The sequence below is a fragment of the Bacillus sp. FSL K6-6038 genome (assembly GCF_038050455.1).
In the GTDB taxonomy this organism is placed as follows: domain Bacteria; phylum Bacillota; class Bacilli; order Bacillales; family Bacillaceae_G; genus Bacillus_A; species Bacillus_A pseudomycoides.
Genome location: NZ_JBBOUH010000001.1, coordinates 2003106 through 2030002 on the forward strand (window position 1 = coordinate 2003106; position 26897 = coordinate 2030002).

A 26897-nucleotide genomic window follows, 5' to 3' on the forward strand; every position below is an offset into this window, starting at 1 on the left:
TTTGAATCGATGGAAGATATTTCTTCGCTTCATTATGATTGCAGTATAGTGATTGGAAGGGCGGAGAAACAATATGAATATTAGGGAATTAGCGTTTCGTAATGTAACGCGAAATAGACGAACATATTCAGCTTATTTTTTGAGTAGTGCATTTGCAATTATGGCCTTTTTTGTTTACTCATTTTTTGCTTTTCATCCTGCATTAAGCGCAGGCCAATTAGGTCAATATGTATTTGTAAGTATGTCTGTTGCACAGGTCATTATTTATCTTTTTACGTTTTTCTTTATTTTGTATTCAATGGGAATGTTTTTAAAAACAAGAAAGCGTGAATTAGGGATTTTAATGATGCTAGGTATGACGAAATTTCAATTAAAGCGTCTTATCTTTTTTGAAAATGTTATGATCGGTATCGCTGCAATTATTACAGGTATCATTTGCGGCATGCTGTTTTCGGGTATATTGATTTTGGTAGCGCCATTATTACTAAAGTTAGATTTATCTTTATCATACTATGTACCAACAACAGCAATCGGTGTAACAAGCATTATGTTTTTCATATTATTTATTATCATTTCATTCTTTAGTGCAGGGCTGATTCGTAAAAATCAGATTATGAAACTATTTAGAGGCTCAGTAAAAGCAAAGCCTGAACCAAAAGCTTCAATTATTTCTTCGTTCTTAGCTATAGTATTGCTTGGAGCGGGATATATAGGTGCTGTAACTTCGCATGGTGTAATGGTTTTTATTATGTTGATTCCCGTAACGACAGTTGTCATTATTGGTACATATTTACTGTATAAGCAGCTCAGTGTATTTATTATTCGAGCATGCAAGAAGAGTAAGCGGTTCTATTGGACAAGAACAAATATTATAACTCTCTCAGATTTAGCGTACCGTATGAGAGATAACGCACGGATGTTCTTTATTGTTACGATTATTTCAACTGTAGCTTTCTCAGCTATTGGTACATTAGTTGGCTTTGCTTCTATGACAAAGGGAGTCATGAATCAACCAATTGCATTTCATTATTACTCTAAACAAGGAAATGAAAATGAATCACAGCATGTACAAGCCATTGAGCAAACATTGAAGAAACATAAGATATCTGCTGAAAAAATAGATATTGTATCAAAGAAAACTGAAAATAAACCACTAAGAGATGCGACATTTGTAAGAGAATCTGATTATAAAAAGTATGCAAAGTTAACGGGGGAGCCAGTTGATTTATTAACTGAAAATGCAGTACTATTTCTATCGATAGAAATACCAGGTCCACCGAAAAAAGAAAGAACAACAATTGAATTACCGAATGATAACAAATCGTTGCAGGTAAAAAAAGTTAACACATCTTCTCTTGGTAAAGTACTTACTGGAAATATCTATGTAGTTTCAGAAGCTCAATATAATTTACTACAAGATGGATTCAAAGAAGTAAAAGATTACATGTATAAAACAAACGAAACAAAAAATGAAATTGAAGCTGGAAAAGAACTTACCCACCAGATAAAAGCTTATCAAGAATATTCAAGATTTAGTGCTGCAGAATATGATCAAAATCAGGCTTTACAATTTGCTGGACCTATCTTTTTTGTAGGATTCTTTATTGGTATTGTATTCTTTGTTTGTGCAGGTAGTTTTTTATACTTCCGCTTATTCTCTGACTTAGAAGAGGACTATCGTTTATTTGATTCCATTCGAAAAGTAGGTTTAACAAGTGGTGAGTTAGCAAAAGTAGTAACGATCCGGTTAGGGCTATTATTCTTTGTTCCAATTGGTGTTGCGACATTACATGGTGCAGTTGCGTTAACAGCTTTAGGGCAAATGTTTGAGTATTCACTTGTAAAAGAAAATGCGATTGTATTAAGTATCTTTGTAGGGATTCAAATTGTGTACTTTATCCTGATACGATCACGTTATTTAAAGCAATTGAAAGAAAGATTACGAATGAGTTAACATATAGTAGTTCATAAAACTCCCCTAACACATGAGGTTAGGGGAGTTTTTATTATATAAATAAAAACTTGGATATTTTTAAGAGTTTACATGTAATGTTTTAATAAATGTATATACAAATATTAATTTGTAGTTTTTGTGAACAGTCTTGTTTTTCACATATATTTGTCCTACACTTTATTTGTTTGTAAGAAAGCAATATACATATAGTGTAAAGTTAATAATTAACTTTATTAAATATTAATAATGTGTAAGGAGGGTTTGTATGTTGAAATGGTTACAGAGCACAACAGACTTTGCGAGTAGTAAAAAAGGTGCGAAAATCATTGTTGTATCTTGGATTATTATTATGCTTGTACTAACAGGAGTCTCCAAACCAGCAAAGAAATACGCAAATAATGTAAGTGGTGATGGCATTCCGAAAAGCGCAGCATCCTTGCAAGCTGAAAAACAAGTAGAAAAGTATTTTCCAAATGATGAAGGATTACCGGCTATTATTGTATTTGATCAAAAAGAGGAAATGAAGGAAGAAGAGTTACAACATATTCAAGAAATGACCAAGAGGCTAGAGGATAAGAAAATAAAGCATGTCGAGAAAATTGTACCAATTAGTGAAATGCCAGTTCAAATGTTAACGGGTTTTTTATCTAAAGATAAAACAAGTTTTATTTTACCTGTTACAATGACAAATAATCTAGAAGTAAAAGAGATTCACAATACTGTAAATCAAATAAAAAAAGAATTGAAACAGGAATTACCTTCTAGTATGGAGGCGAAGGTAACGGGTCCAGCGGGGATTGCTGCGGATACGTTAGAAATTTTTAAAAATGCTGATGTAGTACTTCTATTATCAACAATTGGGTTGATTTTTGTATTATTAATTATGATTTATCGTTCGCCACTATTAGCAGTTATTCCACTCATAGCGGCAATTATTGTGTACCAAGTAATCGACCGAACCCTTGGTTTATTTGGTAAATTTGGCCTCGAAATAAAATCACAATCCTTGTCGATTATGTCAATCTTATTATTCGCCGCGTTAACGGATTATGCTTTATTTATTTTTGCAAGGTACAAGGAAGAGTTGCAAAAGCGTGAAGATAAATATGAAAGTATGAAGCAAGCGATGAGAAGGGTAGGCGAACCGATTTTCTTTAGTGGGAGTACTGTGCTTGCTTCGATGTTAATGCTGTTTTTCGCAGTATATAATGGTTATCGAAACTTCGCCCCGCTATTTTCTATTGCGCTTGTTGTCATTATTCTAGGTGGAATTACATTACTACCTGCCCTCTTTACGCTGTTTGGTAGAAAAGCATTCTGGCCGTTTATTCCAAAAGTTGGGCAGCAAAAAGAAAAACATGTGATATGGAAAAAGGTGAGTCATGTTGTAGTAAGTAGACCATATATTATTGGAGGAGCGGTTGCTGTATTTCTAATTGTATGCTCAATGAATATTTTTCAAATTAAGTATTCATTCAATCTATTAAAGTCTTTCCCGGACAATTTAGAATCCAGACAAGGATATGAATTAATTGAAAAGAAATACTCTCCTGGTCAATTGGCACCAATTACAGTTGTAGTAAATAAAGAGGGAAAATTATCAAATGAAGAAATCGTACAGTTTGTAGAAAAGCTAGACAAACAAAAAGGTGTAGAAGGGTTGAATCCTTCTATTGAAACGATTAAAAAGAACACAAGTCAATTATTGTCTGAGGATGGAAAAGCGGCAAAAGTACAATTAATTTTAAAAGATCAACCATACTCATTACAAGCAATGGACACGATTCAATCGCTTCAAAGTAAAGAAAGTGAATTTGTAAAGGATGGTCATGTTTATTTCGCAGGTGAAACAGCAAAGCAAGCGGATCTGTATGACATTAATAATCATGATACAACATTAATCGTTGTGTTAATCTCTATCTTAATTTTTATTTTATTAGGTATTCAAACAAAATCACTCATTGCACCAATTTATATGATTGGAACGATATTGTTATCATATTGTGCGGCATTAGGGCTTAGTATGTTCTTATTCCAGCATTTGTTTGGATATACTGACATGAGTTATCGAATTCCGTTATATACGTTTGTGTTCCTTGTTGCACTTGGTGTTGATTACAATATTATGCTCGTTTCACGCATTAAGGAAGAAGCAGCACAGCATTCGTTACAAGCAGCAATTGAAAATGGGTTAACAGCGACAGGAGGCGTCATTTCTTCTGCTGGTATCATATTAGCGGCTACATTTGCTGTATTAACTACTCAGCCCTTATTAGAGCTGTTTATGTTTGGATTTGTAGTTGCACTAGGGGTTATTATCGATACATTCCTTGTGCGGACATTGCTTGTTCCAGCGATTATGCTTTTATTAAAGAAATGGAGTTTGTGGCCGCAAAAAATGAAGTAATATAGGATTTCAAAAACGTCTTTTTCGTCAGAATATCTGGTGGAAAAGATGTTTTTTTATATTGAGAAAAATATTGAAGCAGGAAAATGGAAGTGAGAAAACGAATGTTATTTATAAATGTAAGCGCATTCAATTGGGAGGGTAATATATTTTTAGGAGGGGTTATGGTGAACAGTAGTACAGCGAATAAACAAAAAGGTATTCAATTAATTCCGTTTACGGTCGATAAAGTAATAGAGCAAGTGAACGAAATTCCACCAGGTGTACAACTGATTCATGCTCCTGGTGCTTGGGAAAAGAGTGCAAAAGGAAAAGACATTGTCGTTGCTGTTTTAGATACAGGTTGTGATATAAATCATGTTGATTTAAAAGATCGAATTATTGGCGGGAGAAATTTTACTGAAGATTATGAAGGGGACCCGAAAGTCTATCTTGATAATAATGGTCACGGTACGCATGTTGCAGGAACAATTGCAGCAGCAGAAAATGGGGTAGGGGTACTGGGCGTTGCTCCACTTGCTAAGTTATTAGTGTTAAAAGTATTATCAGGAGATGGTTCAGGAAGCTATCAACAAATTATTGAGGCTATTGATTATGCAGTGCGCTGGAGAGGGCCTAATCAAGAACGGGTACGAATCATTTCTATGTCACTCGGCGGGCCACAAGATGTTCCAGAGTTACATGAAGTCATTCAACATGCGGTGAAACAGGACGTACTCGTTGTATGTGCAGCAGGAAATAATGGAGATTGCAGTGATGAAACAGAGGAATTAGACTTTCCAGGTGCTTACTCAGAAGTAATTGAAGTAGGTGCTGTTAATTTAGAAAGGAAACTTGCTTGTTTTAGTAATTCAAATCAGGAAATTGATTTAGTCGCTCCAGGAGAAGAAATACTTTCTACTTATCCTGAAGGAAAGTATGCGGTATTAAGTGGGACGTCAATGGCAACGCCGCATATTGCGGGAGCATTAGCCCTTCTGATTAAACAATGTGAAAGAGAATATGGAAGAAAGTTATCAGAACCAGAAATCTATGCACAACTCATTAAACGTACTGTACCATTAGGATATGAGCGAACATCTGAAGGAAATGGTTTAATAGATTTATTAAAAGAATAATTGCTATTAAAAAACATCTCATATTTATATGAGATGTTTTTTAATACGGTTCCGTTGCTTGCAAGACAGCATCTAATAGTCCAGGAAATCGAGCATTTAAATCTTCCGTTCGAATCGAAATAAAACGCTGCGTTCCTTCTATACGTGTATACATTACACCTGATTCACGCAAAACTTTAAAATGATGGGATAAGGTTGATTTTGCCACAGGAATATTTAGTGCACCACATGATTGTTCATTTTGTTCCATTAGCATGCTTACAATTTGTAAACGAATTTGGTCGCTGAGGGCATATAAGACAGAAGAAAATTGAATTTCTTCTCGGTTTGGATGGTATAGTGTTCGCATAATGTCACCTACTTTTATAAGTTCTTTCAGTTGCACTATATCATATAGGGGGATGAAAATGAATTATACGACGTTGCAAAAGGGAGAATTACAGATTTCTCAAATTGGTTTAGGAACAAATGCAGTAGGGGATCACAACTTATATTCGAATGTGAATGAACAAGAAGGTATGAAAATGATTGAGGAAGCTATAAGGCAAGGAATTACATTTATAGATACAGCGGACGCATATGGGGTTGGAAGGTCTGAAGAATTAATAGGGGAGACAATTAAAGGAAAACGACAAGATGTTGTGCTTGCTACAAAAGGAGGAATACAGCCTTTATTTAAGGGCTCTACTTGTATTAACAATGAACCAAATTATTTAAGAAGTGCAGTAGAAAATAGTTTGCGCAGACTTCAGACAGATTATATTGATTTATATTATTTACATTTTACCAATCCAGAAACTATGTACATAGATTCAATTGGGGAACTTGTTCGTTTAAAAGAAGAAGGAAAAATTCGTTCAATCGGAATATCAAATGTAAATCTAGCTCAGTTAAAAGAGGCAAATCAGTTTGGAGATATTGATGTACTGCAGTCTCCCTATAATATGTTAGATCGTACAGCAGAGAAGGAACTTTTACCATATTGCATAGAAGAAGGGATTTCATTTATTCCATATGGACCTCTTGCTTTTGGAATTTTAGGTGGTAAATATCCGGGAAATTTGAAATTAGATGAAAAAGATTGGCGCCACGATGTTTCATTATTTGAGGAACGTACATATAAGAAAAACTTTATGAAAGTTGAAAAATTAAAAGAGTTTGCTAGAGCAAAAGATACAACGTTATCTAATATAGCGTTAGCTTGGCTTCTAAATCAAAGGGGAATTGATACGGTGATTCCAGGTGGGAAACGTGCAGAGCAAGTAAGAGAAAATGTAAAGGTAGTAGATGTCTCGTTAAATGAGTGTGACTTGGAATATGTACAATCTATTCTAGAGGATTAACAAAGAGGGGGAAACGCTTCTTACCCCTTTCTTACCATTCTATTGTAAGTCGTTATAAACAACTATTAGGAGATGCTAAAACCTCACTTACTTACTTTGCATATTTTCTTTTTCAAACTGGTAACTTTGCAGCATTTTCATTTTTGGGAGTATGGTTAACAACTCAATTTAAGTTACAAGTAAATGAAGTAGGAACGGCAATGCTTATACTTGGATTAGGAAATCTAACAGGAAATATTGTAGGACCTAGACTTGTTAAAAAATTAGGTTATATGTATTCATTTTATGGTGGTATTTTTGTCTTAGCTGGTTTATATGTTATTTTACCGTATTTGAAACATATTCTATTGGTTGAGTTATTTTTCTTTATTTTATTTTTTATTACAGGAATTCTATTTGTACTCATGATGAGTTATTTGCAAAAGATATCTAGTGTAGCTAGGGGAACAGGAGCGGCGTTAGCAAATTCTTCTATGTATATTGGGCAAACAATTGGATCGGCAGTAGCGGGGGTGCTGTTTGTAGCATTTGATAATTTTATTTTCATTGGTGTATTTACGGCTATCTTATATGTGGTTTCACTGTTAGTGTTCCGAAAAAGTGATCGATACATGACAGGAGAAATAGGAGAAAAACAGAAAACGGCTCTATATAATCAACAATAACATTATTATGTAAACAAAATGATGAAAAGCACTGTTTTAGACACATTACTAAAACAGTGCTTTTCGTTTAGATTGAATAGTTGCAGCATTTTCATCTTCTATGCCTGCTTCTTCAATAATTCGGTTTCTAGCTTTATCTAATAGGTGATTGACTTTTTCACCAAAATGGTTAGCTTCGCGTTTTGTGCGGGCTGCTCGTAAACATTTATAGTTTTCTATCAGTTCCTCTTTTTCAGAGTCAGTTAAGAAATCTTCTATTTTCTTTTTTTGCATACGAAACACCCTTTCTTCTGACAAACGACGCAATTCAGAAACATTTTTATACATTATAACAATAATTTTAAAGTGAAGTACATATTAACGTCGTAATAATTTGTCAATTTCTTGAATTTTCTCATCCGCTTTTCCGATTTGAGTATTCTTTGCTTGTTCACCACCAAGAGCTTGGTGTAGTAAAAAAGTTTGACCAGAGATGGCAGTAACAATAGAAACTTTTACAATCTCTTTTACTGTTGCTGCATCGAATAAAACAAGTCCAAGAAGTGCAGCAAGACTACCAGTCAAAATATCAGTAAAAAAACCAAGGTGGAAAAATGTTTTTAAACGGCGTGGAAGCAATAACTTGCCTTGGTTATTGATAAGATGGGAAACGAAACCAGTAACGCCACCAATGAGAACAGCAGTTAGCCATTGATACATCTCCATCAAATCCACTCCTTTTAGTGAATAAGATTCGTTTTTTACATCCGTATTCCTTTTTAAATTTTATATAAGTATATTGAGAAAATTTGGTTTGGCTACATGCTCGTTCACTTTTATTATAACAGAAAATTCTGGTATATTTCAGTCTATTATGTGACGTTCTTTTTCATTATCATAAAATCTAGAAAAGGAGGATGAAAAAATGAAAATAGATTACCGAATACGAAGTATAGAGAATTATACGCCAAATGTAGGACAACTTGTTAGCATGCAAGAGCGGTTACATTGTATGAAATAAAAGATTTAACAGTAGAAAATTTAGATTTTATCTTGGTCGATGGTGGGAATTCTATCGGCGCATTGCTAAAACATATTGCCGCAATAGAAAAAGTTCATCAGCTCATTTCTTTCCAGAACCGAGATTTTACAAAAGAGGAGTTGAAGGGATGGAATAACGCTCTTTTCTTAGGAGAAGTGGGAAGAAGAATTCGCGGGCATGAGGTGAAATACTACGTACAACTTTTTAATAAAGTTCGAGAAGAATCACTGCGATATTTAAAAGAAAAAGATGATGCTTGGTTAATGTCAGAAGGTCGATGGGATAACGGGGGCATATATAATCAGTACTATTTGTGGTTCCATGTACTAGAAGATGAAATCAGCCATCGCGGACAAATAAGGACGATAAAAAAGTATATATCTGAAAATTTAGTTAAATAAAGTAGCTTTTCAAAATAATATTACATATAATGAGATTAACTAAACTAAGAACGGAGTGATGTATTATGGCGATGATTTATATGGATGTTAAAGTAAGTACAAAGGTGGATGGAAAGAGCGAGACTTTGTAAAGAATCGCGTCATCCTTCCACTGAGCTCAAAATAGGGAGGATATGGATTTGAATCAAAATTGTTTAGAAACATTCGGATGGGATTCTTTTTTTGAGGATCAATCTTTAGAAAAGTATGAAATAGGTCGAATTTTACTTGAACATAAGCACATGTACCGTATTATTTGTGATGATGGCGAATATATGGCAGAGTTATCTGGAAAGTTTCGTCATGAAGCATTAGATAAAGGTGATTATCCAGCAGTTGGTGATTGGGTGCATGTAAAGAAAATAAAAGAGGAAAGCAAGGCAATTATTCATAGTGTTTTTCAAAGAAAAAGTTCCTTTTCTAGGCAAGCAGCTGGCGAAAGAACGATTGAGCAGATTGTGGCAGCAAATGTTGATTATCTATTTTTAGTAAATGCGCTTAATCATGATTTTAATGTAAGAAGAATTGAACGTTATTTATTATTAGCTTATGAAAGTGGATCAATGCCTGTTATTGTTTTGACGAAAAGTGACTTGTGTGAAGATGTGGAGCAAAAGATATTGGAAACAGAGGCAATAGCTATTGGTGTTCCAATCTTTGCAGTGGATAGTTTACAGCAAGCGGGAGTTGAGTCCTTACAACAATTTGTCACTTCTGGAAAAACGATTGCTCTTGTTGGTTCTTCAGGCGCCGGGAAATCTACTTTGCTAAATGCATTAATGGGAAGTGAAGTTGCAAAAACAGGTGGTATTCGCGAAGAGGATAGTAAAGGACGGCATACTACGACACATCGTGAGTTGTTTCAATTACCAAGCGGTGGTTTAGTAATTGATACGCCAGGAATGCGAGAACTTCAACTATGGGAGGGGAGCGAAGCGATTCATGCGACGTTTTCTGATATTGAAAAATTTGCAGAAGAGTGCCGTTTTCGTGATTGCCAGCATGAAAATGAGCCTGGGTGTGCAGTTCGCACCGCTATTGATGAGGGGATTTTAGAAGCAAACCGTTTGCAGAATTATAAAAAATTGCAAAAGGAAATTGCATACGCAATGAGAAAACAAGATCTAGCGCTTGCTCGTGCTGAGCGGGAGAAGTGGAAAAAAATAGCGAAGCAGAATCGGAGAAAGTAGAATAGAATGAGAAGCCAAAAGCTAATAGAATGCTTTTGGTTTTTTGTCATTTATTCTATAAAAATAGGCAATTATAGTCGAAAAATAAAGGAATTTGTTATAAGTATGTATAATTATTGAAAAGTAGACTATTTATAAAGGAGAAGAGTATGGGAGTGTATTGGGGAACGAAAAGATATTCTTGGCTTAGCTATGCCTCATTTTGGTTAAGTATTTCATTTTTTCTTATCTTTTTGATTGAGGTGTTTGTACTTAAAACACTTTTAAATAGTTCGAGTGGTGCAATGCAAATTATTAAATATTTTTATTTCATATTTGTACCATTAAATATCGTGATTAGTTTAAGACTATTGTTTAAAAAGAATGAAAAGAAAACATTACCAATTTTCAGCTTTATTGTATCGGTACTATTCGCCAGCTTGATAGTGGTATTAGCTTTAGTTGCTATAGGGAAAGTATTTTGATGAAAAAACAGGAATGATAAATGTCATTCCTGTTTTTTCATGATTTATATACAGTGAAACTTTAATCAGTGAGGTTTTTCTTCTCCCCACTGATTATCAGCCTTCCCCAATCGGGCTTTTACTGGCAGTTCATCCTCAACCTAATTTCTTAGCTTTCGCTGAATTTTGAGGTGGGAGTGTTACTGCCAGCAAATAGCGGGATAAAAGTAGTGGAGTATAATAGGCAGAAGAATATAGCAAGTCAATTGATGTATGGTACAATAAGCTTGATAGTGATAGAGAAAAAGGGTATATAAAATACTCATCGTTTTTTAGTAAGAGAGGGGTTATCTTATGCTATACGAGGATTTAATGTCATTATTTCAAGCTGCTCCAATGGAAGATGGAAAAAATGGCTGGAAATATGTAATCCAAGAAGAAGATGGTAAGTACTCAATTGTTAATAGTGTATCAACAGAACATATGAGTGTAGAATTGTTTTTTAATGAATATGATGAGTTGCGAATTACTTTATATAAAGAGGATCAGCCGATTACAACTATACAACGAATAGTAATCTTAAAAACCGAGTTAGAAGAGGATGAAGAAGGTATTCAGTTTGTTTTAGAGCGTATGCCAAGCCGAATGATTCGGTTACAATTAAAGCCATTCCTCGCAGTAGAAATGGGTTTGTATTGGGAAGTATGTGAAGATTGTGAGTAAAAAAGCATCCGTACATAACGGATGCTTTTTTACTATGTTTTTTCAAGCTGCTTATATGCGATAATTGGAAGAAGAACGATGCTAACCCATCCGATTATTGGATACAAGATGTGAAGGAGTTCACTGTAACCAATATAGCTAAAACAATAACTAATTAGTAAAATAAAATAAATAATATTGTTGTTCTTCCAGCCAGTGATAGACTGCATTTGTTTTGTCATCCCAAATACATTTCCAACTAATGTTGTAAACACTTCCCCAAAAATAATCAGGACAAAGAAGAAATGGAAGGTAGCATTAAATCTTCTTACTACTTCAGCCATAGGAATATTATATTGATAAAATTGGTCAATAGATAAAATGGCTAAATGACTACATAATAGAATAAAGCATAGTCCAGCTCCTCCTAAAATTCCGCCCCATAGAATCGCTTTTCGATCTTTTACTTCACTTGCTAACGGTACTAAAACACTTTGGGCGAGAGAAAGATTTAAGGCGACATATGTAAGTGGACTTGTTATCCATTTCATGTTCCAATTTTCTGTAGGTACAGTGTTAAAGATAGGTGTTGTGCCATGAATAAAAGTTGTAATAGCAAGTCCGATAATGAAAATCATCATAATTGGTACTACAAGTGTATTCACCTCAAATACACCTTGTAATCCACGACTACCAATAATGATACATGCGATAACTGTAATGAAAATACCGAGCTGTCGTGGTAGCCGAAGTTGTTCTTCGAATACAGCACCAGCGCCTGATAGCATAACACTTGTCACACCAAAAAGTACGAGTAATAACAAAGTGTTTACCACATTTCCAAATACATCACCAAATAAATATCTGTTAAATTCCTGAGCGGAAAATGCACCGATTTGTGAAGAAAGCAACATCATTTTCGTTCCTAACCAAATGAAAAAAAATCCACTTACGCATATTCCAATTGTTCCGTATAATCCGTTAATCGTAAAAAACTCAACAATTTCTCGCCCAGTTGCAAATCCAGCTCCGACGACAGTCCCAATATAAGTAGCAGCAACTTTTTTAGCTACTTGCCATTGTTGATTATCCATGTAATCCCTCTTTCTACTATGATGAGCTTGACCTATTATTATGCATATGTGTGAGCTTGGGCAATTAGACATGTGAAGTGCAAGAAAGGGTACATGGATTTCTCAACATTTAGGAATGATTAAAGTTGTTAAAACTTTGTTACATATAAGCGGATGATTTGGACGAGTAGGGAATTTATGGTACAATAAGAATGTATTATTAAAAGAGAATAATTCTAAAAATAAAGAGGAGTGGATTGAATGAGTACGAAAACAAATGTTGTTGAAGTATTAAACAAGCAGGTAGCAAACTGGAATGTGTTATATGTAAAAATTCATAACTATCACTGGTATGTGACAGGCCCACACTTCTTTACATTACATGAAAAATTTGAAGAATTTTATAATGAAGCAGCAACATATATTGATGAATTAGCAGAACGTATTTTAGCGTTAGAAGGAAAACCACTAGCAACAATGAAAGAGTATTTAGAAACATCTACTGTACATGAAGGAACAAGTAAAGAATCAGCTGAAGAAATGGTGAAAACATTAGTAAATGATTTCTCAGCAATCATTCAAGAATTAAAAGAAGGTATGGAAGTAGCGGATGAGGCTAAAGATGAAACATCAGCAGATATGCTATTAGCTATTCATACAACATTAGAACAACATGTTTGGATGTTGAGTGCCTTCTTAAAATAAGACAAAAAAACCTATTGAAAATTCTTTCAATAGGTTTTTTTATGATTTTTCAGCTTTCTTTCTATGGTATAATATAGTAAAAAGGAGGCGATGCAATGTTTCGCTTTTTCAAAAGTGGAAAAGAGGAGAGGTCAATTACGAAAGACGAATTAGAGCAAGCAATGGCTAAATTTCTGGAAACAAATGCAAATATTGTTTATACAGTATTAGTCAATGAAGATTATACAGTGAATTATGACTTGTTAAAACCGTATTTACCAGCATTTCCTACAAATACGTTCATTATAACGAAGGAAACGCTCGAGGTATTTGAACATACAGAAGAAAATCTAAAACTCGTAAAAGAGATTGATCTTGTGCAAAAAGCAGTAGACCAATATGTTACAGAAAAAGAAATGTTTCCTATTGTAGAAGGTGATGAGGATCGTCTTATATGTGGAATGAAACTAGCGCCGTATTTAGATCGTATATTAAAGCGAAAATTATATATTTCAGAGAAGCATTATTTAGTTTCAAGTCAGCCAGATAAAAGTAAAAAAAATATTGTTTAACATGAAAACAACAATTATATATTGTTGTTTTTTTGTTGAAAAGAAATGTGAAAGTATAGTATAGTTCGATTTATAGATTGACTTTTCTGTTAATTCTGTATTTAATTGTATGTAAGAGATAGAAAGGAGTGATGTATTATGAAAAATTGTAAGTCAGTTAGCAAACGTCATCCTAAGAGTAGGGGGAGTTACTGTTAATCTGATATTCAAAAATTGACAGTATGTATTTACCGGAACCTTAGGATGACTGAAACCGTGTTAGAGAAGTATATATTCCTAAAAAGGTTACGGGAGGTAAGTGTGGATGAGTAAGATTACTTATATTGGTTTGTTAAATGAGACATTAGAATGTTATGCAAAGGATGGTAGTTTAGAAGCATACCATTATATTACCAAAAATGCTGATAAGATAACTGGTAATAAAGCTCAAATATATAATTTTAAATATGCATTAGCAAGCGCATCTGGGCTTGAGAAAGAAGCCTTACATATAATGAAAGAAGCGATTGTAGAAAATGAGTTTTGGTATGGGTATGAGTATTTAATTACAGATGCCGATTTGAACCCCCTTCATAGATATGAAGAATTTCATCAGATGATTCAGTTATGTAAAGAAAGAGAAGAGGTAGCAAAGAAATCTGAACAATTTGATTTGAAAGTTATACAAGGAAATAGCGGTATTCATAACAATCTACTTATTGCATTGCATGGTGATCAAGAAAATATAAAGATAGCAGAACCATATTGGCAATCCGTTGTGTCTCAAGGGTATTTATTAGCATTACCGCAGTCTTCTCAAATTCAATTTTCAGAAGGATACGTATGGGATGATATAGAAAAGGGATCTCGTGAGTTAAAGGAACACTATGAAAGTATTGTAGCTAGTAATCATGGTGAGGTAGAGCATGTAATTATTGGAGGATTTTCCGCTGGAGCAAGAGTTGCGTTACATGCAATCTTAAACGAACATATTATTGTAAAAGGCTTTGTTTTTGTAGCGCCATGGATTCCTGAGATTGAAGAGTGGGAAGACTTGCTGGATAAATTGAAAGATAAAGGTATTAAGGGATATATTATTTGTGGAGATCAGGATGAAGATTGCTTTGAATGTACACAGAAGTTTGTGAAACGATTGGAAACGAAAAATATAAATCATGAGTATAAGGTTATTTCTAACTTAAATCACGATTACCCTGAGAATTTTGAAGAAATCTTACAAGAAGCAGTTAAATATATTGAGGGTACAGATTTATAAAAAACTTAGGCTGAAAAAAAGTGCATCACTTTATGTGACGCACTTTTTTTGTATATTATAAATGAAAAGCTTCTGCTAATAAACGATACGATTTTAATTTATCCTCAAATTGATGGGTGATGGTTACAATCATAAATTCCTCAGTATTGTAAGCTTTACTCAAGTTTAAGATTTGTTCTTTGACGTAACGTTGATCACCTACAATCATACGTTGCCGATTTTCTTTAATGCGGAACAAATCATAGGCACTATAAGGATAGTTTTGTGCTGTTTCAATGGAAGGGGTACCAGTTGTGCGTTTTCCTTGTTCTAATAATAGAATTGATAAATCTAGACTAGACGCAATTTTCTCAGCTTCTTCAGTCGTTTCTCCACAAACAACAAAAATAGAAACAATTGATTTTGGTTTGTCTCCTAAGAAAGATGGTTGGAATTGTTCTTGATAAGCTTTCATCACTTCAGGACCACCATAGCCGTTGATAAACTGAGCGAAGGCAAAAGAAGCCCCTTGTTTTGCTGCAACCATGGCACTTTCTCCACTGGATCCAAGCATCCATATTTCAGGTGCAGTAGGAATGACAGGCGAAGCTTTTAGGTTTGCATATTGATGATTTTCAGGTACGTTGTCATGTAAGTACATGGCTACATCCTGAATTTGTTCTGGATATTGGTCGAGTGAAATCATTTTTCCTTCTTGCAGCGCGCGAGTTGCGATGGGCATACCACCTGGTGCTCTACCAACTCCAAGATCGATTCGATTTGGATAAAGCGCTTCTAATACACGGAAATTTTCAGCGACTTTATATGAGCTATAGTGTGGAAGCATAACGCCACCGGACCCCACACGGATGCGATTTGTTTTCGCTGCAATATGAGATATGAGCACTTCAGGACTTGAACCAGCTAAACTGACAGAATTATGATGTTCAGACACCCAAAAGCGAGTAAATCCTAGTTTTTCCACTTCTTGAGCAAGTGTTACTGTATTGGAAAAAGCTTCAGTTGCTGTACTGCCATCGGAAATAGGGGATTGATCTAATACACTTAGTTTAATCATAGAAAATACCTCTCTATCTTAATGTACATTCTATTATATATTTACTTACGAAAAATGCGTAAAGAAATGCTCACATGAAAAAGCGAATGCTTTCACATCCGCTTGTTATGAGAAATTCCACGTTCATAATGATTCATTTCCACTAATGTTAAAATATATTCGTAGTTATCGATTTCCATCTTAATTTGATTACGATCATCTTCACTTAAATTTACATCCAATAATTTTTTGCATAGTAGTTGTTTTTTCAATTCCAAATGTTTTTTTGTTTCAGGATAGTCGTAAGTACGTTTCATATTTATCAATCCCTTCCTTACATTTCCTATCTATATCTTCATTATATGATAAGAAAGGGATGATGAGAGCAAATCTCTGTGAATTATTAGTGAATATTCAGAAAAAAGTGTTGTTCTACTATACTCATGAATACAATTCAGAGAATCACTGTTTTGTATTTTCAAAGTAAGGGGTGGAATGATGCGAGTGCATACACAATCCCATGTCACAACTGATAAAATGGTGGGAATTATTGATAAGGGATTACCGAAAACAGTAGAGCCAAAACAAATCATTGTAATTGGTGCTGGAATGGCTGGTTTAGTATCAGCATCCTTACTTAAAAGCGCAGGACATCATGTGAAAATTTTAGAAGCGAATAACCGTATAGGAGGCCGAATTGAGACTATTAGAATGGAAGACACCGGATTATATTTAGATGTTGGAGCAATGCGCATTCCATATATACATACATTAACGATGGCTTATATAAGAAAGTTTGAGCTACAAGTGACCCCTTTTATTAATCGAAATGAGACGGATATTATTTATGTGAATGGTAGAAAAACGACATTACAACAATACGAGAAAAATCCAAGTATTTTAAGATATCCAGTAGTGATGAATGAAGAAGGAAAAACATCTGAAGAATTATTATTGTTAGCAGTGCAGCCAATTATTGATTTCATTAAAAGAAATCCAGATAAAAATTGGGAAATTGTTGAAAAAGACTTTGGGAAGTATTCAACAGCACAGTTTTTAAAATATCATCCTTATCAATATAATACGTATTTTTCACCAGTAGCAATTGAGATGATTGGTGTACTTTTAGATTTAGAAGGATTTTTAGAAAGGTCATTTGTTGAAACGTTACGTTTTATATATATTTTGCAGCAAGAAAGTGGTTTTTGTGAAATTAGTGGGGGCAATGATAAATTGCCAAAATCTTTTTTGCCGCAGTTAAAGGGAGATATTATTTACAATCAAAAATTAATGAAGCTTCAACAACATGATAAAGGTGTGACAGCATATTGCAGACATGAAGAGACATTTGGATATAGCAGTATAACAGGTGATTTAGTTATTATTACAATTCCATTTTCCACAATGCGATTTGTTGAAATTGATCCATTCGATTCTGTATCACATGAAAAGTGGAGAGCAATTCGTGAACTACATTATATGGCGGCTACTAAAATAGGAATTCAATTTAAAAGTCGCTTTTGGGAAGAACAGGGTCAATTAGGGGGGAGGATTATTACAGATTTACCAATTCGCTATGCGTATTATCCAAGCCATGGTATTGGGACTAAGGGACCGGCTATGATGCTTGGGAGCTATACATGGTCGTACGATGCATTATTATGGGATGGATTGTCGAAAGGTGATCGTATTTATTATACATTACAAAACTTAGCGACTATATTAGGTGGTCAAGTATATGATGAATTTATGTCAGGAGTAGCAAAAAATTGGACACTGGACCCGTATGCATTAGGAGGGTTTGCGATTTTTCAAGCGGGTCAAGAAACAGAACTGCAGCCAGCTATTGTAAAACCCGAGGGGAAAATATATTTTGCAGGAGACCATACAACACTTTATCATGGGTGGATACAAGGCGCAATTGAGTCTGGAATACGTACAGCTGTAGAGGTGAATCAATTGATTGTATGAGTATTAATAGTAAGAGGAAGGAAAGTGTCGTGACGAATATAATTAGAGATAGGTATGTATGAATTTGGTTTGAAAATAAGTGAAGTTCAGAAAAGTTATTTATTATATAAGTCGCTGCTACGGAGAAAAAAGTGACTTGCACTTGTTTTCTCTCTTTGTTTTCACTGGGCATGGGGCAGGAAAAGGATTTGACTGCTTCTATGCATGGTCGGATGCTCTCTTCCATCTGAAAAAGAAAGACTTTATGCCGTTTTTTTAATTTGTATTTATATATAGTGTTAAATGTTATTATATATAAAAGAACAATAGGGAGTGTTTGTAATGAATCCATTATTACTTGATTTTCCTTCTGAATTTTACACAGACAGGCTTCTCATTCGAATGCCAAAACCAGGGGATGGAAAGGCAGTATATGAAGCTATCAATGCATCGTTAGAAGAATTAAAACCTTGGATGACTTTTGCTCAAAAAGAACAAACAGAAGAAGAAATCGAAGCGAGTATAAGAAGATCACATATTCAATTTTTACAACGTGAAGATTTGAGATTACTAGTATTTTTAAAAGACACAGGCGAATTTGTAGCTTCTGCTGGATTGCATCGTATTAATTGGGAGATACCAAGATTTGAAATTGGATACTGGATAGATTCGCGCTTTGGTGGAAAAGGTTATATGACAGAAGCTGCGCAAGGTATTATGGATTATGCTTTTTCTGAGTTAAAGGCAAACAGGATAGAGATTCGCTGTGATTTACGAAATGTAAAAAGTAGAGCGATACCTGAGAGGCTAGGTTTTAAATTAGAAGGGATTTTAGAAAGCAGCAGTGTAGCAGTAGATGGCAAGGGACTCAGGGATACATGTGTGTTTGCGATGACAAGAAACAGGTATGAAAAAGAAGAGCTATAATGTATTAGCTCTTCTTTTTGAATTGTATTATTAATTAAGTTTTAGTCATTATAAGAACTGTTTAATGATTTTTACCCATCCTAAATAGGAAGCTCCTAAAATAATAGCCCATAAGAATGCAAGTCGTGCACTTCTTGGAATAGATAACCAAATTTCGAATAATTTCCAAGAGTAATTTTTATTTGAGTTATTCATTAATGGATATCCTTTTTGTGGAAATTATAACATAAAAAGGAGTGGGGTATTCAATACCTACTATAATGTGCTAGCACATTAAGGTACGGGATGTCCATTCGAACTTTCAAAGATGGTAAACCATTGCTGACGATCTAATGTAAGTTTTGTTGCAGCGATAGCTGACTTCACGCGATCTAATTTACCAGAGCCAACGATTGGCATCATTTTTGCTGGATGAGCAAGTAGCCATGCATACATGACAATATCGATGCCATCAGCATTCAGTTCATTTGCGACTTTTTGTAAAGTTTTGCGTAAGCGTACAGCACGTTCATTTTGTCCTGTAAAGATTTCTCCACCAGCAAGAGGAGACCAAATCATAGGGCTAATTCTTTTTTCTTGGCATAAGTCGATTGTACCTTTTTCAAAATGTTCAAGCTGCATCGCAGATACTTCAATTTGGTTTGTGATGAGCGGGAAATCTAAGTATGAGCTAAGCATATTAAATTGAGACGGTAAAAAGTTAGATACACCGAAATGACGGACTTTTCCTTCTTGTTTTACACGTGTGAAAGCTTCTGCCACTTCACTTGGGTCCATAAATGGATCAGGTCGATGAATCAGTAACAAATCAATATAATCAGTATGTAAGTTTTGTAGTGACTGTTCCACGCTTTTTACAATATGTTTCGTACTTGTATTATAGTGAGCGACATATCGCTTTGGAAACTTCGGAGATAAGGGAGCGATTCCACATTTTGTGACAATTTGCATGTTATCACGTAAAGAAGGCTGTAATTGTAATGCTTCCCCGAATAATGATTCACACGTATATCCTCCATAAATATCGGCGTGGTCAAAAGTTGTAATCCCCATCTCCATACAATTTTTGATAAAAGAAAGTAATTCTTGTTTTGGCATATTCCATTCTGCTAAACGCCAAAATCCTTGAATGATACGAGAGAATTCAAGGTTATTAGCCATTTGAATTCGTTCCATTTTGAGTAGACCCCCTTGATGAATGATGATATTTTTGAAAAGGCTTTCTTGTTCGGTACTATTATATAGTTATTGGACTGTACTTACAATGAATATGTCTTTGTTGTAAAAAACGATTTTACCTCGCATTAACGGGCAGTAAGCCCCCACCTCAAGAGTAAGAGCGAAACGAGGAAGATAGGTGGGGGATGAAGAAAAACCCTACTGATGGAAGTTTCACTTTATCTGTATGGTATAATGTACGAAGATATAGCTATAAGGAGATGTACGAAATGATTCCAGTAACAATTTTAACTGGTTTTCTTGGATCGGGGAAAACAACATTATTAAATCGTATTTTATCGGAAGAACATGGAAAGAAATTAGCGGTTATCGTAAATGAAATAGGGCAAATTGGCATCGATAATCAATTAATTATGAATGTAGAAGAAGAAATTATGGAAATGACAAATGGCTGTTTATGCTGTACAGTGCGTGAAGATTTACTTGTTGCTTTAAAACAGTTATTGGATGTAAAAGCAGAAGGGAAAATGGATTTTGATGGTCTAGTGATTGAAACGACAGGTCTTGCAAACCCAGGGCCGATTATCCAAACGTTCTTTTTAGATCCAGTTATTCAGTCAGCATACAAAATTAATGGTGTTGTGACAGTGGTAGATAGTTATCATATACATAAACATTTTGAAAAAGGGCTAGAAGCGAAAGAACAAATTGCTTTTGCAGATATGGTTTTAGTAAATAAATTAGATTTAGTTGGAGAGGAAGAAGAGAAAGAACTCCTTACTGAATTACAAGGGATTAATCCAACAGCAAAATTAATCCCAACGATAAATTGTGAAGTAGATATACCGGTCTTGTTAGAAATTCAAACGTTTAAAACGCGTGATACATTAGAGATTTATCCACATAAAGAGCATCATCATTTAGAAGGTGTAAAATCATTTGTATTACGTGAAGAGCGGCCGTTAGATTTGCAAAAGTTAAACGAATGGATGTCAGCTGTAGTTCAAGAGTTAGGAGAGTATTTATATCGATATAAAGGAATTCTATCGATCGATGGAGTAGATTGCCGTATTGTTTTTCAAGGTGTTCATACACTATTTGCTGCTTCTTACGATAGAGAGTGGCAAGAGGGAGAAGAGCGCGTGAGTGAAGTGGTCTTTATCGGGAAAGATATTAATAAAGAATGGTTCCAAGAACATTTTAAAGAGTGCGTAAAATAAGCCTGCTAATTTAGCAGGCTTATTTTTGTTATTAATCTCTGCCGGCTTCAACTAATTTCTTCGCGACAATTGCTGGTTTAGCATGAAACATAGTCATGTGATCACCTTGTGTAGTTACTAAACGAAATAATCCAAGGCGATTTGACATGTGAGGGTGCCATCCTGAATCTTTACCTTGTGGAACTGCCATATCTTCAGTTAAATAGAAATAACTTTTTGGAATATTTAATTGATAAAATTTCGTAAGGTCCAGCTTTTCAAAAAGTGGTCCAGCTGGTTCTGGTGTAACAGTTTCGTAAATTTTTTTCGCTAAGTCGAGATTAGCATTATTCATAAAGGTTTCTCGCCAAATAGGAAAAGGCAATTGGATAGCATTATTTTTCGATTTTTTCGCAAGCTCGGTCCAAAGCGTTTTTCCTTCGGCTGGGATTTCATCAGCTGCACTTTCTCCATTTGCTAGAACAAATGCATTCATAAAGACAAGTCTGTGGATTCGATCTGGAATTTGTTCGGCAACTTTTGAAATAACAGTACCACCAAAACTATGACCAACAAGAACAAAATCCGTTATATTTCTTTCCTTCACATAGTTGACTACTGATTTGACATAATCAGTGTGTTTTACAGCTTTATTCGTATCTTTTCCATGCCCAGGTAAGGTAGGAGTATATACTTTATGTCCCATTTGTTTCAACTCATTAGCTGTTTTATCCCAATAGCTAGAATCTCCCCAAGCGCCGTGAACGAGTACAAACGTAATTGGTTTTTGACGTATTACATCAATATCTGTCTCTATTTTAGCTTCTGCTGGGATATGGAAGCTATTACTGCTAAGCATGATTAAAATAGCAGAAAGGCTTACGAATAAGAACTTGAATATTTTCAAAACAAACCCTCCATTTACTACTGATTTTGCATATATGTACATATATTTTCGCTGAAAGATTGTTTTTATTCTTTTGGAGTATAGTTATTAAAAGTAGTAGTGTTTACTTTGTAGAAAAAAGGACATTATTGTACGGTAAATGTTTAGCATTACATCTTTAGTTAATGAAAAAAAGTGAAACAATTATATTTTTGATGCGGAGGTAGAATAGGAAACATGACCATCTTGTTCTTCTATTAATAAACAAAGATTAGTAGAAAATAATAAAAAGCCTGTTTTCACAGGCTTATACTTTCATTTATCCGTAATTCCATTACAACACCAACAACTGGTCCTTCATCGTCTATATCACCAGTTAAGTGAAAACCGAAAGACTCATATAGTTTCATTGCTAGTTTGTTTTCTGGATGAAGACTTAAATAAATCTTTTTGCATTGAAATTTTTGTTGTAAATACTGGATAAGCAGATGGAGAAAACGTTTCGCATAGCCATTTCCTTGAAAATGGTAATCAATCATAAAACGATCTAGCCATACGCTATCATCTTTTTTTGAATACCAACCATACATTGCGTAGCCAACAAGTGTTTCTCCATCATATAAGCCTACTGACGTTCCGTTTTCTTCATATAGGGATTCCGCTAAAGAAAATGCATTGCTTTCAATAAATTGCTGCTGCTCCTTTGCTACGTCTAAAGCAGCGACTGAACGCCAATTATTTGCTGTTACTTCACAAATGTGAAGATTCATAGTTCCAACTCGCTTTCATAACATAGTATATCTTTAAAACTAATATGGATAATTTTACTTGTTATTTTGTTGAAGTCAAGCTGCTGAATATGAAAAAAGACAGTTGAATATGTTTCAACTGTCTGAAAGGAAATATAAATTTAGTTTGTAGCTTCTTTTAAAGTGTTCACGTTTTCTTCCATTAATGTGAAGTAATCTTTATTTTTCTTTGCATCATCTTCAGAAATAGTAGCAAGGTGATTTAAACGTAAAATTTTCGTTCCTGTTTCTTTTTGAATAACTTCTGCTACTTTTGGAGTAGAGAATGTTTCAAATAAAATATATTTTAAACCATGCTCTTTTGCTGTTTTTGTAATGTTAGCAAGTTCTTTTTGTGATGGTTCATCAGAAGCGGAGATGCCAGCAACTGGTATTTGTTTTAAGCCATAGCGTTTTTCCCAATATCCATATGCAGCGTGAGAAACTAAAATATCTTTCGTTTTTGCCTCTGAAACAACAGATTTAAAGTGATCATCTAAGTCAGTGAACTTTGTTTGTAGGGCGGCGAAGTTTTTCTCAAATTCTTTTTTATGATCTGGTTGCAATTCTACGAGTGCATCTTTAATTTTTTCAGCCTGCTTCATCGCGAGTGTAGGATCAAGCCACACGTGTGGGTCTTTGTCATGATGGTGATTTTCTTCTTCTTTATGACCTTCCTCGTGCTCATGCTCTTCTTCTGATGAAGCGATAAGATCGAAACCTTTAGATGCATTAACAACTTTTACGTTCTCTTTTTTTAATGTTTTTTCCATTTTTTCTGCAAACGGCTCTAATTCCGCGCCGTTATATACGAATAGGTCTGCCTTCGCAACTTGTACCGTTTGTTTTTGACTTGGCTCATATGTATGAGAGTCAGCGCCAGGTGGATAAATTGTTTCAACATTTACATAGTCACCACCGATTTTTTTAGCGAAATCAGCAAGTGGAAAAATAGTTGTATATACAGAAAGTTTTCCATCTTTTTTTGCAGTTCCGTCTTTTTTGCTGGCACACCCAGCAAAAATTAATGTAAAAATAAGTATAAAAGAAAATACCATTAACCTTTTCTTCATGTAATTCTCCTCTTTTCTTTCTTTTCCAATTTTATATTCTCCAAAATAAGAGAAAAAATATCTTTTTGTTATAAAACGGAATAATTACGTTTTAAGTTGCGAACTTAGTATAATACATCTTTACGAAAGTTGCAATAAATAATAATCATTCCGATTTGATTTTGTTATAAAGTTGTCAAAAAGAACAGTATTAATTTTTATGAATGTCGCATATGTGACAACACTCCTTTCATATATTGAGGTAGAGGGTATGAAAAGGGGATGAGTAATTGGATTACATAATGGAAGCAATCTTATTGATACTAGCAGTAGTTTTGCCATTAACATGTGTTTTGATTTTCCTCAAGACATTAATAAGTAATCTAGGTGACTCTAGGATAATAACCAAGCTACCAACAGAGAAAAAAGGAGAGAAGAGTAAGTAAAGCACTTGCATCACGCATAGTGCTTTACTTATGATAGAATAAGAAAAAGGAAACTCCTAGAAATAGGATTTGTACTGCCTGTTTGGACGGTATAAAATTAGATAAAGAGGTATAAAGATAAATGAATAAAAGAACAGCCTTAGTACTCGGTGCGAGTGGTTTAGTTGGACAAGAAGTGACGCAGCTATTACTTGACTCAGATTACTATGATTCGGTTATGGTTTTTGTAAGAAAGCCACTGCAATGGGAACATGAAAAGTTACAGCAGAAACAAGTTGACTTTTCTATATTAGAAGAGTATAAAGAATTTTTTGCTGTTGATGATGTTTTTAGCTGTCTTGGGACAACAATTAAGAAAGCGAAAACGAAAGCGAATTTTAAAAAAGTAGACTATGAATATACATTACGAGCGGCCTGTTTAGCAGAAAAACAAGGTGTACAAAATTTTCTTGTTATTTCTTCTATGGGTGCTAATCCAAAATCACTTTTCTTTTATTCACAAGTAAAAGGGAAGATGGAGGAGGAACTTCAAAAGTTAGTAATCGGTGGGATTCATATATTTAGACCATCACTATTGCTAGGAGATCGAGAAGAATTTCGTTTTGGAGAAAGAATGGCTGAGAAGATATCTGGTGTTTTGCCATTTGTATTTAATGGTACTTTAAAAAAGTATAAGCCGATTACAGCTGAGCAGGTTGCAAAAGGGATGTACTTAGCGGCACTACGTGAAGAATCTGGTGTCCATATTTATAATTCTACAGAGATTACAATGATGGAATAATGAAAACGAGAAGGGGAGCCCTTCTCGTTTTCATTATTGCGTATTAGCGGCGAGTCGGGGCTATTTTACCACGAGCACGTTGATATTGGTGGGGCTCTTGTAATTCAAATCCAAGTTCATTAGCTGCTGTTCTTGGAAAATATGGATTGCGAAGTAATTCGCGACCGATAAAGATTAAGTCCGCTTCATTATTTGCTAAAATTTCTTCTGCTTGTATCCCGCTTGTAATCAATCCTACTGCGCCTGTCGCAATGTGTGCTTGTCTTTTTATATGATTTGCATACTCTACTTGATAGCCAGGATAAACGTCGATTTGTGCAGGTACAACTGCCCCAGAACTACAATCAATTACGTCTACATCTTGTTCTTTCATCCATTTTGCAAATTGAACATAGTCATGGACTGTTAATCCTTCAGGATGATAGTCATTTGCAGAAATACGAACGAATAAAGGACCATTCCAAACTTCATTTACAGCATCAATGATTTCTTTTAAGAAACGGTAACGGTTTTCAGGTGATCCGCCATATTCATCAGTTCGTTTGTTAGATAATGGAGAGAGAAATTCATTAATGAGATAGCCGTGAGCCGCGTGGAGTTCAATAATATCGAATCCTGCTTGTTTGGAACGGCATGCGGCATCTTGAAAAGCAGAAATTGTTTTTTTGATTAGCAGTTTATTCATTTCTATTGGGGTTTTCATTGTATCATTAAATGCAATAGCCGAGGGTGCTACAGAGTCTGTATGTAATTCAGCTTTTCGACCAGCATGGGCTAACTGAATAGCTGCTTTTGCCCCATTTTCATGGACGAGGGACACCGTTTTTTGTAACCCTGGAATATGATCATTATTCCATATACCTAAATCTTTATTAGAAATACGTCCTTCAGGTACAACAGCTGTAGCTTCAAGCATAACAAGGCCTACTTGACCAGCTGCGCGAGACGCATAATGGATAAGATGGAAATTTGTCACTTTTCCATCTTCGTTTTCTGAAGAGTACATACACATCGGTGACATAACAATACGATTTTTTAATGTAACATCTTTAATCGTATAAGGTGAAAAAAGCTGATAGTTCATATTTATTCCCCCTTATTGTAGTTTCCTTTATTGTATCATCATCATTTTTGTTTCCATAATGAAACGCTTATTCCCGAAATTTTGTACATTTATGTTACAATTATTGAAATAAATTAAATTGGGGGATAGGGGCATGTACCGAGCTTATTATGAAAGCGAAATAGGTTTGCTTGAAATTACTGCAAATGATGAAGGAATTACTTCTGTTATTTTTGTAGAGGAACGGAAAGAAGAGAATAAAAATCAAATTGTAGAACAGTGCCTCGCTGAATTAGATGAATATTTTAATCGAAAGAGAACTGAATTTACAGTACCACTGTCAGCGGTTGGAACACCATTTCAAAAGAGTGTTTGGGATGCACTTTATACGATTCCATATGGAGTGAATGCTTCCTATCTGGATATTGCAGAAAAGGTTGGTAACACAAAGGCGGTGCGTGCAATAGGAGGAGCGAATAGTCGCAATCCGATTTCTATTATTGTTCCGTGTCATCGTGTAATTGGAAAAAGTGGAAAGTTAGTTGGATATGCAGGTGGTCTATGGCGAAAAGAATGGTTATTGAAACATGAGGGGATTTTGCAATAAGATAAAACTCTTTTCAAATGGAGATAGTAGTTTTCATTGCTTAGAGGATAACAAAGTCTAGTAGAAAGTAAGTATTTCTATGTTTCATACGAATGGTTTAACCTGTTATTTGCGGG

General features: G+C 34.6%; 27 protein-coding genes and 2 pseudogenes. 17 read left to right on the plus strand and 12 right to left on the minus strand.

All coding sequences use genetic code 11. The annotated features are described in order from the left end of the window. Positions 1-73: 73 nt before the first annotated feature. From NSQ40_RS10265 to NSQ40_RS10275, 3 genes are all read left to right on the plus strand, one after another. Entirely contained in the window at positions 74-1954 is a 1881-nt protein-coding gene (locus NSQ40_RS10265) for an FtsX-like permease family protein (RefSeq protein WP_098101847.1), read from the plus strand. 265 nt (positions 1955-2219) lie between these two features. After that, positions 2220-4361, plus strand: coding sequence for an MMPL family transporter (locus tag NSQ40_RS10270; protein WP_003206908.1), 2142 nt, complete (start codon positions 2220-2222; stop codon positions 4359-4361). 167 nt (positions 4362-4528) lie between these two features. Next, on the plus strand, positions 4529-5479 hold the full coding sequence (locus NSQ40_RS10275) for a S8 family peptidase (protein ID WP_018765452.1): 951 nt from the start codon (positions 4529-4531) through the stop codon (positions 5477-5479). Between the two features lie 40 nt (positions 5480-5519). Here NSQ40_RS10275 and NSQ40_RS10280 read toward each other — a convergent pair whose 3' ends face one another. Further along, entirely contained in the window at positions 5520-5828 is a 309-nt protein-coding gene (locus NSQ40_RS10280) for an ArsR/SmtB family transcription factor (protein WP_033794805.1), read from the minus strand. Positions 5829-5886: 58 nt separating this feature from the next. Here NSQ40_RS10280 and NSQ40_RS10285 point away from each other — a divergent pair, with 58 nt between their 5' ends. Then, positions 5887-6822: an aldo/keto reductase gene (locus NSQ40_RS10285; protein WP_097786775.1), complete on the plus strand. Its 936-nt coding sequence runs from the start codon at positions 5887-5889 to the stop codon at positions 6820-6822. A 38-nt stretch (positions 6823-6860) separates the two neighbouring features. Beyond that, a pseudogene (locus NSQ40_RS10290) lies at positions 6861-7487 on the plus strand (MFS transporter); the annotation flags it as partial. A gap of 48 nt (positions 7488-7535) precedes the next feature. Here the strand turns inward: NSQ40_RS10290 and NSQ40_RS10295 are convergent. Continuing rightward, positions 7536-7760: a hypothetical protein gene (locus tag NSQ40_RS10295; protein ID WP_033796076.1), complete on the minus strand. Its 225-nt coding sequence runs from the start codon at positions 7758-7760 to the stop codon at positions 7536-7538. 84 nt (positions 7761-7844) lie between these two features. Then, entirely contained in the window at positions 7845-8192 is a 348-nt protein-coding gene (locus NSQ40_RS10300) for a DUF4257 domain-containing protein (protein WP_003197058.1), read from the minus strand. A gap of 199 nt (positions 8193-8391) precedes the next feature. Here NSQ40_RS10300 and NSQ40_RS10305 point away from each other — a divergent pair. The 4 genes and pseudogenes from NSQ40_RS10305 to NSQ40_RS10320 all read left to right on the plus strand — a co-directional run bounded on the left by NSQ40_RS10305 (position 8392) and on the right by NSQ40_RS10320 (position 11304). Then, positions 8392-8909 (plus strand): annotated as a pseudogene (locus NSQ40_RS10305) (DinB family protein). A 179-nt stretch (positions 8910-9088) separates the two neighbouring features. Beyond that, on the plus strand, positions 9089-10138 hold the full coding sequence (rsgA, locus tag NSQ40_RS10310) for a ribosome small subunit-dependent GTPase A (protein WP_141540137.1): 1050 nt from the start codon (positions 9089-9091) through the stop codon (positions 10136-10138). Between the two features lie 149 nt (positions 10139-10287). After that, on the plus strand, positions 10288-10602 hold the full coding sequence (locus NSQ40_RS10315; RefSeq protein WP_006094578.1) for a hypothetical protein: 315 nt from the start codon (positions 10288-10290) through the stop codon (positions 10600-10602). Between the two features lie 333 nt (positions 10603-10935). Further along, positions 10936-11304: a DUF3979 family protein gene (locus NSQ40_RS10320; RefSeq protein ID WP_097786778.1), complete on the plus strand. Its 369-nt coding sequence runs from the start codon at positions 10936-10938 to the stop codon at positions 11302-11304. Positions 11305-11336: 32 nt separating this feature from the next. Here the strand turns inward: NSQ40_RS10320 and NSQ40_RS10325 are convergent, their stop codons facing one another. Next, entirely contained in the window at positions 11337-12377 is a 1041-nt protein-coding gene (locus tag NSQ40_RS10325; protein WP_097786779.1) for a YkvI family membrane protein, read from the minus strand. Positions 12378-12617: 240 nt separating this feature from the next. Here NSQ40_RS10325 and NSQ40_RS10330 point away from each other — a divergent pair, with 240 nt between their 5' ends. From NSQ40_RS10330 to NSQ40_RS10340, 3 genes are all read left to right on the plus strand, one after another. Beyond that, positions 12618-13061 (plus strand): Dps family protein, encoded by a 444-nt coding sequence (locus NSQ40_RS10330; protein ID WP_003197069.1) that lies wholly within the window; start codon positions 12618-12620, stop codon positions 13059-13061. A gap of 95 nt (positions 13062-13156) precedes the next feature. Continuing rightward, positions 13157-13612, plus strand: coding sequence for a DUF3939 domain-containing protein (locus NSQ40_RS10335; protein ID WP_097786780.1), 456 nt, complete (start codon positions 13157-13159; stop codon positions 13610-13612). A 304-nt stretch (positions 13613-13916) separates the two neighbouring features. Then, positions 13917-14867: an alpha/beta hydrolase gene (locus NSQ40_RS10340; RefSeq protein WP_018781332.1), complete on the plus strand. Its 951-nt coding sequence runs from the start codon at positions 13917-13919 to the stop codon at positions 14865-14867. A 55-nt stretch (positions 14868-14922) separates the two neighbouring features. Here NSQ40_RS10340 and NSQ40_RS10345 read toward each other — a convergent pair whose 3' ends face one another. Together NSQ40_RS10345 and NSQ40_RS10350 are read right to left on the minus strand one after the other, a co-directional pair. Beyond that, a complete protein-coding gene (locus tag NSQ40_RS10345) occupies positions 14923-15924 on the minus strand; it encodes an LLM class flavin-dependent oxidoreductase (protein WP_003206914.1) in 1002 nt (333 codons plus the stop codon). Between the two features lie 92 nt (positions 15925-16016). Further along, complete coding sequence (locus NSQ40_RS10350) at positions 16017-16220, minus strand: DUF3896 family protein (protein ID WP_003197079.1); 204 nt, start codon at positions 16218-16220, stop codon at positions 16017-16019. A gap of 181 nt (positions 16221-16401) precedes the next feature. Between NSQ40_RS10350 and NSQ40_RS10355 the strand changes: the two genes are divergently transcribed. Both NSQ40_RS10355 and NSQ40_RS10360 read left to right on the plus strand, forming a co-directional pair. Further along, a complete protein-coding gene (locus NSQ40_RS10355; protein ID WP_097786781.1) occupies positions 16402-17874 on the plus strand; it encodes a flavin monoamine oxidase family protein in 1473 nt (490 codons plus the stop codon). 321 nt (positions 17875-18195) lie between these two features. After that, the gene (locus NSQ40_RS10360; RefSeq protein WP_003197085.1) at positions 18196-18780 is read left to right on the plus strand and encodes a GNAT family N-acetyltransferase; all 585 of its coding nucleotides are present in this window, start codon (positions 18196-18198) and stop codon (positions 18778-18780) included. Between the two features lie 48 nt (positions 18781-18828). On the opposite strand, the gene NSQ40_RS10365 is transcribed toward NSQ40_RS10360, so the two are convergent. Together NSQ40_RS10365 and NSQ40_RS10370 are read right to left on the minus strand one after the other, a co-directional pair. Further along, on the minus strand, positions 18829-18975 hold the full coding sequence (locus tag NSQ40_RS10365; RefSeq protein WP_018765463.1) for a hypothetical protein: 147 nt from the start codon (positions 18973-18975) through the stop codon (positions 18829-18831). A 78-nt stretch (positions 18976-19053) separates the two neighbouring features. Beyond that, positions 19054-19956 (minus strand): aldo/keto reductase, encoded by a 903-nt coding sequence (locus tag NSQ40_RS10370; protein ID WP_003197089.1) that lies wholly within the window; start codon positions 19954-19956, stop codon positions 19054-19056. Between the two features lie 272 nt (positions 19957-20228). On the opposite strand from NSQ40_RS10370, the gene NSQ40_RS10375 reads away from it, so the two are divergent. After that, positions 20229-21179, plus strand: a complete 951-nt coding sequence (locus NSQ40_RS10375) for a CobW family GTP-binding protein (protein WP_033796079.1) — start codon at positions 20229-20231, stop codon at positions 21177-21179. A gap of 31 nt (positions 21180-21210) precedes the next feature. Here NSQ40_RS10375 and NSQ40_RS10380 read toward each other — a convergent pair whose 3' ends face one another. The 3 genes from NSQ40_RS10380 to NSQ40_RS10390 form a co-directional block, all read right to left on the minus strand. Then, the gene (locus NSQ40_RS10380) at positions 21211-22065 is read right to left on the minus strand and encodes an alpha/beta hydrolase (RefSeq protein WP_018765465.1); all 855 of its coding nucleotides are present in this window, start codon (positions 22063-22065) and stop codon (positions 21211-21213) included. A 278-nt stretch (positions 22066-22343) separates the two neighbouring features. Continuing rightward, entirely contained in the window at positions 22344-22814 is a 471-nt protein-coding gene (locus tag NSQ40_RS10385; RefSeq protein WP_003197096.1) for a GNAT family N-acetyltransferase, read from the minus strand. Between the two features lie 140 nt (positions 22815-22954). Then, positions 22955-23905, minus strand: a complete 951-nt coding sequence (locus NSQ40_RS10390) for a metal ABC transporter substrate-binding protein (protein WP_033796080.1) — start codon at positions 23903-23905, stop codon at positions 22955-22957. A gap of 546 nt (positions 23906-24451) precedes the next feature. Between NSQ40_RS10390 and NSQ40_RS10395 the strand changes: the two genes are divergently transcribed. Then, positions 24452-25111, plus strand: a complete 660-nt coding sequence (locus NSQ40_RS10395; RefSeq protein WP_003197100.1) for an oxidoreductase — start codon at positions 24452-24454, stop codon at positions 25109-25111. A gap of 43 nt (positions 25112-25154) precedes the next feature. Here NSQ40_RS10395 and namA read toward each other — a convergent pair whose 3' ends face one another. After that, entirely contained in the window at positions 25155-26195 is a 1041-nt protein-coding gene (gene namA, locus NSQ40_RS10400) for an NADPH dehydrogenase NamA (protein WP_097786782.1), read from the minus strand. Positions 26196-26328: 133 nt separating this feature from the next. Here namA and NSQ40_RS10405 point away from each other — a divergent pair, with 133 nt between their 5' ends. Beyond that, positions 26329-26781 (plus strand): methylated-DNA--[protein]-cysteine S-methyltransferase, encoded by a 453-nt coding sequence (locus NSQ40_RS10405; RefSeq protein ID WP_003197104.1) that lies wholly within the window; start codon positions 26329-26331, stop codon positions 26779-26781. Positions 26782-26897 lie beyond the last annotated feature (116 nt).